15 protein-coding genes are annotated in these 11722 nt (G+C 33.0%); 8 read left to right on the top strand and 7 right to left on the bottom strand.

Going from position 1 to position 11722, the window contains the following annotated elements; genetic code table 11:
• Positions 1–35: 35 nt before the first annotated feature.
• The 3 genes from FLV_RS03280 to FLV_RS03270 are packed head-to-tail and all read left to right on the top strand — an operon-like array spanning position 36 to position 1823.
• Positions 36–914 carry an ATP-binding protein gene (locus FLV_RS03280; protein ID WP_243230718.1) on the top strand — a complete coding sequence of 293 codons (879 nt, stop codon included), beginning with the start codon at positions 36–38 and terminating at the stop codon, positions 912–914.
• Between the two features lie 29 nt (positions 915–943).
• Complete coding sequence (locus tag FLV_RS03275) at positions 944–1291, top strand: STAS-like domain-containing protein (protein WP_243230717.1); 348 nt, start codon at positions 944–946, stop codon at positions 1289–1291.
• Positions 1278–1823 carry a type II toxin-antitoxin system VapC family toxin gene (locus tag FLV_RS03270; RefSeq protein ID WP_243230715.1) on the top strand — a complete coding sequence of 182 codons (546 nt, stop codon included), beginning with the start codon at positions 1278–1280 and terminating at the stop codon, positions 1821–1823. Before FLV_RS03275 ends, FLV_RS03270 begins: the two co-directional genes overlap by 14 nt.
• 70 nt (positions 1824–1893) lie before the next feature.
• Here the strand turns inward: FLV_RS03270 and FLV_RS03265 are convergent, their stop codons facing one another.
• From FLV_RS03265 to hpt, 7 genes are all read right to left on the bottom strand, one after another.
• Positions 1894–4038 (bottom strand): S46 family peptidase, encoded by a 2145-nt coding sequence (locus tag FLV_RS03265; RefSeq protein WP_243230713.1) that lies wholly within the window; start codon positions 4036–4038, stop codon positions 1894–1896.
• A gap of 174 nt (positions 4039–4212) precedes the next feature.
• Positions 4213–5214, bottom strand: coding sequence for a GTPase ObgE (gene obgE / locus FLV_RS03260; protein WP_243231381.1), 1002 nt, complete (start codon positions 5212–5214; stop codon positions 4213–4215).
• Positions 5215–5318: 104 nt separating this feature from the next.
• Positions 5319–6593: a hemolysin family protein gene (locus tag FLV_RS03255; RefSeq protein ID WP_262916395.1), complete on the bottom strand. Its 1275-nt coding sequence runs from the start codon at positions 6591–6593 to the stop codon at positions 5319–5321.
• Between the two features lie 15 nt (positions 6594–6608).
• Positions 6609–7007 carry a type II toxin-antitoxin system VapC family toxin gene (locus tag FLV_RS03250; protein ID WP_243230710.1) on the bottom strand — a complete coding sequence of 133 codons (399 nt, stop codon included), beginning with the start codon at positions 7005–7007 and terminating at the stop codon, positions 6609–6611.
• A complete protein-coding gene (locus FLV_RS03245; RefSeq protein ID WP_243230709.1) occupies positions 6989–7228 on the bottom strand; it encodes a hypothetical protein in 240 nt (79 codons plus the stop codon). Before FLV_RS03245 ends, FLV_RS03250 begins: the two co-directional genes overlap by 19 nt.
• A 46-nt stretch (positions 7229–7274) precedes the next feature.
• Complete coding sequence (locus FLV_RS03240; protein ID WP_243230708.1) at positions 7275–7847, bottom strand: adenylate kinase; 573 nt, start codon at positions 7845–7847, stop codon at positions 7275–7277.
• Between the two features lie 73 nt (positions 7848–7920).
• Entirely contained in the window at positions 7921–8451 is a 531-nt protein-coding gene (gene hpt / locus FLV_RS03235; protein ID WP_243230707.1) for a hypoxanthine phosphoribosyltransferase, read from the bottom strand.
• Positions 8452–8548: 97 nt separating this feature from the next.
• Here hpt and FLV_RS03230 point away from each other — a divergent pair, with 97 nt between their 5' ends.
• The 5 genes from FLV_RS03230 to purE all read left to right on the top strand — a co-directional run bounded on the left by FLV_RS03230 (position 8549) and on the right by purE (position 11613).
• The gene (locus FLV_RS03230; protein ID WP_243230706.1) at positions 8549–9100 is read left to right on the top strand and encodes a hypothetical protein; all 552 of its coding nucleotides are present in this window, start codon (positions 8549–8551) and stop codon (positions 9098–9100) included.
• 120 nt (positions 9101–9220) lie between these two features.
• On the top strand, positions 9221–9469 hold the full coding sequence (locus tag FLV_RS03225) for a DUF6364 family protein (RefSeq protein WP_243230705.1): 249 nt from the start codon (positions 9221–9223) through the stop codon (positions 9467–9469).
• Complete coding sequence (locus FLV_RS03220; protein WP_243230704.1) at positions 9466–9879, top strand: type II toxin-antitoxin system VapC family toxin; 414 nt, start codon at positions 9466–9468, stop codon at positions 9877–9879. The genes FLV_RS03225 and FLV_RS03220 overlap by 4 nt, the downstream gene beginning before the upstream one ends.
• 5 nt (positions 9880–9884) lie before the next feature.
• Positions 9885–11033, top strand: coding sequence for a 5-(carboxyamino)imidazole ribonucleotide synthase (locus tag FLV_RS03215; protein ID WP_243230702.1), 1149 nt, complete (start codon positions 9885–9887; stop codon positions 11031–11033).
• 94 nt (positions 11034–11127) lie between these two features.
• On the top strand, positions 11128–11613 hold the full coding sequence (gene purE, locus FLV_RS03210) for a 5-(carboxyamino)imidazole ribonucleotide mutase (RefSeq protein WP_243230700.1): 486 nt from the start codon (positions 11128–11130) through the stop codon (positions 11611–11613).
• Positions 11614–11722 lie beyond the last annotated feature (109 nt).

Raw genomic sequence — 11722 nt, 5'->3', positions numbered from 1 at the left:
TCGCTTATTTTTAGCGAATTATAAAAACAATCGTAATGTTTGAAATGAAAATTGATTTTCCTAAAAAAATAACCTCAGAAGTTTCCGGTTACGAAACATTAATACATTTTTATGAAAAAATGTCAACCATTCGTGACAGTAAAATAGAAATAGATTTTAGATATAATAATTGGTTTGAAGCAAACTTATGTGCCATTTTTGGTGCAATGATTGAAGAATTAGAAAATAAAGGAAATGAAATTTCTCTAATAAACATCAAAAACCCTAAAGATATTTTATCTAGGAATGGTTTTTTAACAAAATTTGGAATTCACAAACCGTTCGAAACTTATAATACCGAGCTCGATTATAAGACATTTAGTCATAAACAAGGTAAATCATTTTCATCATACATTGATAATGAAATATTAAAAAAGCAAGGCTTTCCAAAACTTTCAAAACTCTTAAGTAAAAAGATTAATGAAAGTATTTTTGAATTATATGAAAATGCAAGAACACATGGTGAATGCAAAAACATACACACATGTGGTCAATATTTTCCAAGTAAAAAAATGTTAGATATAACTATTGTTGACATGGGACAGACCATTAAAAACAACGTAAATAATTATATGAAAACTAATTGGTCTGGGAGCGAATGCATAGAATGGGCAACACAAGATAAAAACACCACAAAAACAGGTACAATTTCTGGAGGATTAGGATTAGCCATAATTTTTGATTTTATAAAATTAAACAATGGTAAAATTCAGATAATTTCTTCAGATGGCTATTGGGAATTGAGAAAAGGAACAGTATTTAAACAAAATTTAAATTTTACTTTTCATGGTACAATAGCTAATCTAGAATTTAATTTATCAGATACAAATGAATATATTCTTAAAGAAGAGATAGATTTGGATAATATTTTTTAACTTTGCAAACTTTATTTATGGTAATTACAATGGGAAATATAAAAATTAACGAAGTTATCGGTGGAAACTTTGCTGTTACAACTGATGATGGAAATTTAGTTTTTAATCTTTTAGACAAAAACCTTGAGGAACATAAAAAAACTAAACTAGATTTTTCTGAGATTATCGTTTTAACTACTGCTTTTTTAAACGCTGCCATAGGTCAACTATACAGTAAATATAAAAGTGAAGAAATATCTCCATATCTGAAATTAATTAATGTTGCTGATGAGGATAAAATTCTGTTTAAAAAAGTAACAGAAAGAGCCAAAGAATATTTTGCAAACAAAGAAAGTTTTGAAAAAAACTCTAATGATGCTATAAATGGCAACGATTAATATAGAAACTTACAAAATTGGCTATACTGACCAATTTTTTTTTGACACAAATGTTTGGTTATTATTATTTGGAAATCTTGCTAATTTCAAACCAAAAGATCAAAAAGAATATTCAAAATTATTTAAGGAAACTTTACAGCGAGAAATCCCGATTTATATTTCTTCAATGATTTTATCTGAATTTGCAAATGTTCTATTAAGAATAGACTTTAAGCAATGGAAAAGTAAAAACAAGTTCAGTGAAGTCAAAGATTTTAAAAAGGATTTTGGAGCTACAGAAGAATATAAAAAAAGTGTCCAAAACGTAAAAGAATTACTAAAATCAATTTTAGAACTTCCAAACATCCATTTAATTTCAGATTATTTTAATGGTATTAATAAAGAAAACATTTTAAAAGATTTTGATACTGTCGACTTTAATGATGCCTATTTGGCAGAACTAATTCGAAACAACAATTATAAAGTTGTAACAAATGATAAAGACTTTCAAAAATTAGAATCAAAGATTGATATCATCACTAATCAAATTTAATCAAAGTAAAATTAACAAAAAACCCGACAGATTTAAAATCTATCGGGTTTCGTTTTATAATAAATTGAGATTATTTTGCAATCGTCAATTCATCAATAATATTTTTAGCTCCAGCGTATTTGTCAATAATCCAAAGTACATAACGAATATCTACGTTGATGGTTCTTTGCAATTTAGAGTCGAAAATTACGTCCCCGGCCATAGCTTCGATGTTTCCGTCAAAAGCGATTCCGATTAATTCTCCTTTTCCGTTAAGAACCGGTGAACCTGAGTTTCCTCCTGTAATATCATTATCAGTTAAGAAATTTACCGGCATATATCCTGCTTTATCAGCATATTGACCGTAATCTTTTGCTTTGTTTAATTCTAACAATCTTGACGGTAAATCAAATTCCTGATCTCCTGCTTTATACTTTTTTACCATACTTTCCATGGTAGTATAATTGTTGATTTTAGCATCGTTGCGAGGATCTGCAGGCAAAGCACGAACTTTTCCGTAAGACAATCTTAAAGTAGAGTTTGCATCCGGATATTTCACTGCGTTTAATTTTGATTCTCTTAAACCTTCAACTAATACACGGTAAGCAGTTGCAAATCCATCATCAGCTTTTGCCTGATCTGGTGATTTAGCACGGTATTTTGTCAACAAATCGGTAGAAATAATATACAAAGGATCTAGTGGAAGCGCAGCCGGTTTTGGACTTGCTAAGTATTCTAGAATTTTTTCTTTAGATGCAAAAAAACTGGTTTCAGTTGCTTTTGCAATATCAGCAGTAAAGTCACCGTTGTTAGCCGCTTTCATTTTAGCAATTTGTGGAGCTAAACCATATTCAGCAGCTTTTGAAGCGTACAAATTTAATTGTGCCGTTAATACATCTTTTTCTAATGGAGCATAAAATTCGCTGTAAATATCTTCAACCATTGCGTTGATTTTAGGCAGCATTTCTGCTTTTTTAGCGTCATTTTCTTTAGAGTATGCAATTAATGCATTTCCTAAATTGGCAGGTCCTGTTGCAAGAGCTGAAGTACGTAAAAGCTGGATCAAATAATTATCGTGAGTCGCTTTTAAATTCGTTTCTCTGTAATAATCATTAATTGTAGGAATTACATTTTCGTACTTTTCTTTGTTTGCCGGTTTACTTGCCCATTCGTAGAATTTATCTTCCTGAGCCGCTTTTACATCTACTGTTCCCGCTTTTGTTAAGGCATCAATCATACCCTGACGGTTTTTCCAGTAATTGGCAGTCGAAGCATATTTTGAAGCATACTGCAAACGAACAGTAGCATCCTGATCCATATACTTTTTCATTTGATCCATTCCGGTTTTGGCACCTTCAACCCATGCAGGATAAGCATATTTAATATTTTGCTCAATTCCGCCAGCCGGCATCCAGCGGTTTGTTCTTCCCGGATACCCTAAAATCATGGCAAAATCATTTTCTTTTACTCCTTTAATACTTACAGGTAAATAATGTTTTGGCTGTAATGGCACATTGTTTTTAGAATATTCTGCAGGATTTCCGTCTTTATCAGCATATACTCTGAACATTGAAAAATCTCCTGTTTGACGAGGCCACTCCCAGTTGTCTGTGTCTCCACCAAATTTACCAACACTCTCCGGAGGTGTTCCAACTAAACGAACATCAGTATAATCCTGATAAACAAAATAATAATATTCATTTCCTTGAAAGAAAGGACGAACAGAAACCGTATATTTTCCGCCTTCGTTGTTTTCTTTTTCAATCAAAGCAATTTCCTGCTGAATGATTTTGTTTCTTTCCGTTTCTGTCATTGTATTATTTACTTTTGACAAAATTCTTTTTGAAACATCGTCCATACGTACAAAGAAACGAACGTATAACGATTTTGGCTTCATCTCGGCACTTTTTTCTTTTGCCCAAAAACCATCTTTCAAATAGTTTTGCTCAGCAGTTGAAAGTTCTGCAATAGCATCGTACCCACAGTGATGATTGGTTAAAACCAAACCACTTTTAGAAACGATTTCTGCTGTACACCCTCCGTTAAACTGTACAATAGCATCTTTTAAACTGTGATGATTAATACTGTAAATTTCTTCGGCTGTCAATTGCAAGCCCATTTTCTGCATGTCTCTATGGTTCAGTCTTTCAATAAACATTAAGAACCACATTCCTTCATCAGCTCTTACGGGAAAAGCCATAAGACACATCGTCAAGAATAAAATTATTTTTTTCATGTTATTTTGTTTAAGTCATGCGAATATAACTCATTTTCACAATCATAACACTTAATTCACATTGAAAATTAAATTTGAAAGCCATTTTTTATTATTTTTTTACGAATTTAACATTCTTAAAAACAAAAAAGGTGTTCTGAAAACAGAACACCTTTTAAAAAATTAGCTTTTTTTTTATTCGTTAAGCATTTTCCAAAGTTTATCTTTTAAGTCGGTCAGACCTTGCTGTGCAACAGATGAAATAAACATATAAGGAACATCCTTGAAAGTTACGTCTAATTCGGCTTTCAATTCGACTTTAAGTTCATCATCCAGCATATCACATTTTGAGATTACCAAAAGACGTTCTTTATCCAGCATTTCAGGATTGTATTTGGTCAATTCGTTAACCAGAATATCATATTCTGCTCTAATATCCGGCGTATCAACCGGAACTAAAAACAATAAAGTTGAGTTACGTTCAATATGACGCAGGAAATAATGTCCAAGACCTTTTCCTTCGGCAGCACCTTCAATAATTCCGGGAATATCGGCAATCACAAAAGACTGAAAATCTCTGTAAGCGACAATCCCAAGATTTGGTTTTAAAGTCGTAAAAGGATAATCGGCTATTTTAGGTTTTGCCGACGTCAATACAGAAAGCAAAGTTGATTTTCCGGCATTAGGAAAACCTACCAATCCAACATCTGCCAAAACTTTAAGCTCCAGAATAACATCCATTTCTACACCCGGTAAACCTGGCTGTGCATAACGTGGTGTTTGATTTGTTGAACTTCTAAAGTGCCAGTTTCCTAAACCTCCTTTTCCTCCTTTTGAGAGAATTCTTTTTTCACCGTCTTCAGTAATTTCAAATAAGGTTTCACCTGTTTCTTTGTCTTTTACAACAGTTCCTAAAGGTACTTCGATAAATTTATCGTCTCCATCAGCTCCGGTACTACGATCTCCTCCTCCGTCTCCTCCGTGACCCGCTTTAATGTGACGTGCAAACTTTAAATGAAATAACGTCCACAAACCTTTATTTCCTACTAAATACACATGTCCACCACGGCCACCGTCACCTCCGTCCGGGCCTCCTTTTTCAATAAATTTCTCCCTATGCAAATGCGTAGAACCTTTTCCTCCTTTTCCTGAAGAAACGTATATCTTAACGTAATCTACAAAATTTCCTTCTGTCATTTTTTCTTGTTTATCTGTAGTTTCACGCTTCATGTTCCAAGTTTCAAGTATGCAGTACGCTAACCTTAAACTTGAATCATTTTAAACTTGAAACAAAATTCTCTCTACTCTTTTAAAGCTTTTACCAACACTTTATCAATCTTAACACCGTCCATATCCACAACTTCTAAGACGAATTTTTGCCAAATTAATTTTTCACCTTCTTTTGGAATATGTGAAAGCTCCGTCATGATCATACCGCTTACCGTGTTTACTTCGTAATCGTTTGTGAGTTCATCTAATTCGAAATACGTCAAGAAATCGTGTAAGGAATAATGTCCGTCAACCAGCCAGGACCCGTCTTCTCTTTCTACAAGCTTGAATTCATCTTTATAAAACTCAGATGCATCACCGACCAAAGCTTCAAGGATATCGTTCAGGGTAATCAGTCCCTGAAAAACGCCATATTCGTCTGAAACTAACGCATAATGAACTCCGGTTTTTTTGAAATTTTCCAACGCCTTGTAAGCAGTCGTCTGTTCCATTAAATAGGGTGCATCGGTCATTATCAAAGCCAGATCAAAATTATCTTTTTCTATATTGGCAAAAATATTTTTTAAAGTTACAACCCCAACAATATCATCATAATTATCATTGTAAACCGGATAAACCGCATGTAAATCCTGAACTACCAGTTCTTTAATTTTGGCTTTATCAGTATGCAGCGGCAGCATGTCTACTGATTTTCGGTGCGTCATAAGAGAGCTTACTTTCCTGTCTCCAATATGAAAAACACGCTCCACAATATCCTGCTCAATTTCCTGAACTTCACCTACTTCGGTTCCTTCTTTGATGATGGCTTTAATTTCTTCTTCGGTAACTTTTCCGTCAGCAGTTGGTTTTATTTGAAGGATATTCAATAAAAAATCGGTTGATGATGTAAGCAGCCAGATAAATGGCGCCGTGATAATCGAAATCACTTTCATTGGCATCGCTACCATTTTGGCAATAGCTTCGGGATAATTCAATCCAATTCGTTTTGGCAATAACTCACCTAAAACTAATGAAAAGAAAGTTAAAACGACCACCACAATTCCAACAGCAACAGAATGTGCATAAGGTTTTAAAACGGCAAATCCGCTCACAAAAATTTCAACATCCATTGTGATTTTATCCCCCGAATATATACCCGTCAAAATTCCGATTAAGGTGATTCCGATTTGTACCGTTGATAAAAATTTGTTTGGAGAATTAGCTAAGTCGAGTGCTGTTTTAGCGCTTTTATTTCCTTTTTTTGCAGCAGTTTCAAGTCTGTTTTTTCTAGCCGAAATCAATGCAATTTCTGACATCGAGAAAACTCCGTTTAATAGTATTAGAAAAAATATTATTAGTATTTCCAATTTATAATTTTGATTTTAGTTTTTAATGATTATTTCCAAACCACCAATTCTTTCGAAATGTTTTTTATTAAGTGTTGCTAATTTTAATTGATTTGCCTGAGCTGTTGCAGCAATAAGAATATCCGGAATTTCAATTAGTTTGCTGTCTTTTTTTAATTGTTTAAAAATTTTAACTGCATTTAAACTAGATTCTTTATCAAAAGACAAGACTGTTATCTTTTCAAAAAAATCATTCCAGAATACATCCGTCTCAGTATTACTTCCTATTATAATTTCATATTCAGTAATAATTGAAACTGCAAACAATGAGTAAGATTTTGTCAATTCATAAAAGAAAGATTTTGTTTTATCTTTCTTTCTAAAAAAATCAATTAAAACAGAAGTATCTAAACAAATTATTTCTTCGTTCTCCATTGTTTAAATTTCTTTCTGTTTTCTTCAAATTCCTTCAACTGCTCATCATTCATAACAGGAGCTTGTAAAAGAAAATCTTGAAATGATGAAATCTCTTCCTTTGCTTTTTTAGAAATAAATTCCTGATTAACTGAATCCTGCAATTGTTTTATTTTACTTGCAGGCAACTGTTTAACCAATTGTACTATTTCATCAAATCCTATTTTTACAGTTAAATTCATAATTAAAAAATTATAGTATTAAACAAAAAAAACCAACTTTCAAAAACTACAAATTATCTATAACTGATGTTAATCTTTCTGTAATTTCTTCAATTGTTCCGATACCGTTTACGGCATGAAATTTATTTTGCTCTTTATAATATCCAATTAGCGGAGCTGTTTTTTCGTTGTATTCCTGATATCTCACGCGAATTTTATCTTCGTCCTGATCGTCAACTCTTCCGCTTGTTTTTCCTCTTTCAAGCAAACGTGCTACCAAAATTTCATCATCAGCTTCTAAAGCGATTGTAGCCGTAACTTTTGAACCAATTGTTGGTAAAAATTTATCTAAAGCCTCAGCCTGATTGATTGTTCTTGGATATCCATCAAATAAAAATCCGGCAGTATCAGGATGTTTTTTTACCTCATCAATTAACATTTCGGTAGTTAATTCGCAAGGAACCAATTCTCCATTGTCCATAAAAACTCTTGCTTTTTTACCTAGTTCAGTATCATTTTTTAAATTGAAACGAAAAATATCTCCTGTTGAAAGGTGTGTTAAATTGTATTTTTCTTTTAAAAATTCTGCCTGAGTTCCTTTTCCTGCTCCCGGCTTTCCAAATAAAACGATGTTAATCATAATGAATGTAATTGTTGTGACTCCTTTATTTTTAAGAAGTTTAAAATGAATATATAGTTGTGTTTGTTTAAAATTATTCTGCTAACTTATAGATTTCGGGTAAATTTCTCCCTAAACCATCGTAGTCCAGACCGTAACCTACAATGAATTTGTTTGGAATTCTGATTCCGATGTAATCTATTTTGATGTCTTTTTTATAAGCATCGGGTTTAAAGAACAAAGTTGCAATTTTAAAATGCTTTACATTTTGCTCCTTAAACTTCTGTTTTAATTCTTCGATTGTGTTTCCTGTATCAATAATATCTTCAATTATGACCACAGTTCTTCCCGAAAGATCCTGATTGATTCCGATTAATTCTTTAACCGAATTGGTACTTTCTGTTCCTTCATACGACGCCATTTTGATGAATGAAACTTCGCAGGGACTTTTATATTTTTTCAGAAAATCAGCAACAACCATAAATGCACCATTCAAAACACCAACAAAAATCGGAGTATCATCTCCAAAATCATCTTCTACCTGTGCCACTATTTTGGATAAAGCAAAATCAATTTCTTTAGCCGAAATAAACGGAACAAATTGTTTATCGTGAAGTTGTATCATTATTTTGAGTTTAAAACAATGTGCAAAGATACAGATTTCGAATTTGAGAATCGAAAATTGGGACTAAATTTGTATTTTTAAATCAAATTCAAAAAAAATGTCTTCGGAACTGCAACAAAAACTCGATTATGTGACCGCTCACAGGGAAAACCGTTTAAAATGCTCGCAAGAAATCCTCGATCATCCTTATTTGTTTAATGAATTAATCTCTATATGTTTTTCACCCGAAGACAAAAACAACCATAAAGCCTGCTGGATTTTAGAATTTGTATCTTATGAAGAATTAATCTGGCTGCAGCCTCATTTGGATTTTTTCTGTTCAAATTTGAAGGTTTTGAAAGATGAAAGTTCACTTCGTCCCATTGCAAAAGTGACACAACTTCTTGTAAAATCACATTACAGGAAAAGCGAAAACAACATTAACCTTTCTGAAGAAAACCTGCAGGATTGTATAGAAGCGAGTTTTGACTGGCTGATAAATGATGTAAAAGTTGCTACAAAAGCCTATTCCATTAGAACATTATATCTTTTGGGGAAATATTACGACTGGATTCATCCTGAACTTAAAATAATTGTCGACAAGGATTACGGGAATCATTCAGCTGCGTATCAGGCTGTCGCACGTGAAGTTTTGAAGAAAATTAAATAACATTTTCTTCAATCAAGTCCTTTGTAAGCATCTTTACTAAAAGTATAATTTCAGTCGAATATTTTACCTTAAATTTTATACAATAATTATTTTACGTATCTTTGCAAAAACTATACGTATATGAATACTAAACTCACTTTATCGTTAGAAAAAGAAGTTATTGAGCAGGCAAAATCGTATGCAAAAAAAACAGGCAGAAGTTTATCTGAACTGGTAGAAAGCTATTTCAAAAATCTGATTGAGAAAGAACAAACATACGATGACATTCCTCCAAAAGTAAAAAAACTGATTGGAATTGTTACTTTACCAGATGATTTTGACGAAGAAAAGGTACGAGAAGAACATTATAGAGAAAAATACGGTCTATGAAAAACGTATTTATTGACACTAATATTCTGATGGACATTTTTGCAAATCGACAACCTTTTGTGCATAATTCTTTAAAAATATACACTTTAGGAGTTGATAAAAAAATCAAACTTTTTTCTACTTCCAATACAGTTATTACGCTTCATTATTTATTAAAAAGATTAATTGCTGAGGACAAAATAAGAATGGCTTTGGATGAAATTATACAAAATATAGAAATAATTCCTATTGATGTGAACATTATCAAAAAAAGCTTAAAATCAAATCATAAAGATTTTGAAGATGCTATACAAATTACCGCTGCACAATCTATTCACAACATGGATTGCATTGTAACCCGGGATTTGAAAGATTTTAAATTTTCAGAAATCAATGTATTCACACCAGATGAATTCTTAAATACACTATAAAAACAATGAATTATTTTTCTTCTGATTTTAAATTAGGAATATTAGGCGGCGGACAATTGGGTAAAATGCTTTTGTTCGACACCAGAAAATTTGACATACAAACGTATGTTTTAGATCCGAGTGATGAAGCGCCGAGCAAAATTGCCTGCAACAAATTCTTTCAGGGCGATTTAATGGACTATGATACGGTTTACAACTTTGGGAAACAAGTTGATGTTCTGACTTTTGAAATCGAATTGGTCAATCTGGAAGCTTTAACGCAATTGGAAAACGAAGGTCTAAAAGTATATCCGTCTCCAAAAACTTTAAAAGGAATTCAGAATAAAGGAATCCAAAAACAATTTTACGCAGCTAATAATATTCCAACCGCACCATTTGAAAGATTCGAAAATTTAGATAAGTTAAAATCTAAAATCAACGATCTGAAATTGCCTTTTGTATGGAAATGTACTGAATTTGGTTATGATGGAAATGGTGTAAAAATAGTTCGCCAGGTGTCTGATTTAGATACATTGCCAAATGTTGAATGTATTGCAGAAACTATGGTTCCGTTCAAAAACGAATTGGCAGTAATTGTGGTAAGAAATCCATCAGGAGAAATGAAAACCTATCCGGTTGTGGAAATGGAATTTCACCCGGAAGCCAACCAAGTAGAATACGTAATCTGTCCGGCAAGAATCGATGAAAAGGTAGCAGAAAAAGCAAGAGCCATTGCTTTGAATGTTTCTGAAAAATTCAATCACGTTGGTCTTTTGGCTGTTGAAATGTTTCAAACGAACGAAGATGAAATTTTGGTAAACGAAGTTGCTCCACGCCCACATAATTCAGGACATTATTCAATCGAAGCAAGTTATACTTCACAATTCGAAAATCATTTACGCGCTATTTTAGATCTTCCGTTAGGAAACACAGACAGTAAAGCTGCCGGAATTATGGTAAATTTAGTCGGTGCTGAAGGCTTTTCAGGAAATGTAGTGTATGAAAACATCGAAACCATTTTAGGATGGAATGGCGTTACACCTCATATTTACGGTAAAAAACAAACTCGTCCGTTTAGAAAAATGGGACACGTAACAATCGTAAATGAGGATATGACTGAGGCAAGAAGAATTGCGCAGGAAGTTAAGAATACTATTAGAGTTATTAGTGCTTAGTAATTAGTTACAGTCGCAGTCTAAACAAACAGTTTTCAGTTTCCAACAACATGAAACTTTAAACCTGAAATAAAAACACAACAAAAATAAAAACATGAGCAAAGTAGCCATTATAATGGGAAGCATCTCAGACATGCCAGTGATGCAGGATGCCATCGACATATTAAAACAATTTAATGTAGAAGTTGAAGTAGATATCGTTTCGGCACACAGAACGCCGGAGAAATTATTCGATTTCAGCAAGAATGCACACACTCGCGGAATCTCGGTAATTATTGCCGGTGCGGGCGGTGCGGCACATTTACCGGGAATGGTGGCTTCAATGTCTCCGCTTCCTGTAATTGGTGTTCCGGTAAAATCAAGCAATTCAATTGATGGGTGGGATTCTGTACTTTCTATTCTGCAAATGCCGGGCGGAGTTCCGGTTGCCACTGTAGCTTTAAACGGAGCAAAAAATGCGGGAATTTTAGCGGCACAAATCATCGGAAGCCACGACAAAAAAGTTTTGGATACGATTATTGCTTATAAAGAAGAATTAAAAGCGGCTGTTAATAAAGCGGCTGAAGGTCTTAATAAATAAGTTAATTCCACAGAGATTTACAAAGAAGACACAGAGCTACACAAATTTTTTGTGAATCTCTGTGTTTTTTCTTTGAGATTCTTTGCGGAATAGACCTTTAAAATTATTA

Source organism: Flavobacterium pectinovorum (assembly GCF_022802975.1).
GTDB classification, from domain to species: Bacteria; Bacteroidota; Bacteroidia; order Flavobacteriales; family Flavobacteriaceae; genus Flavobacterium; species Flavobacterium pectinovorum_B.
This window is presented reverse-complemented; position numbering and strand designations above follow the sequence as displayed.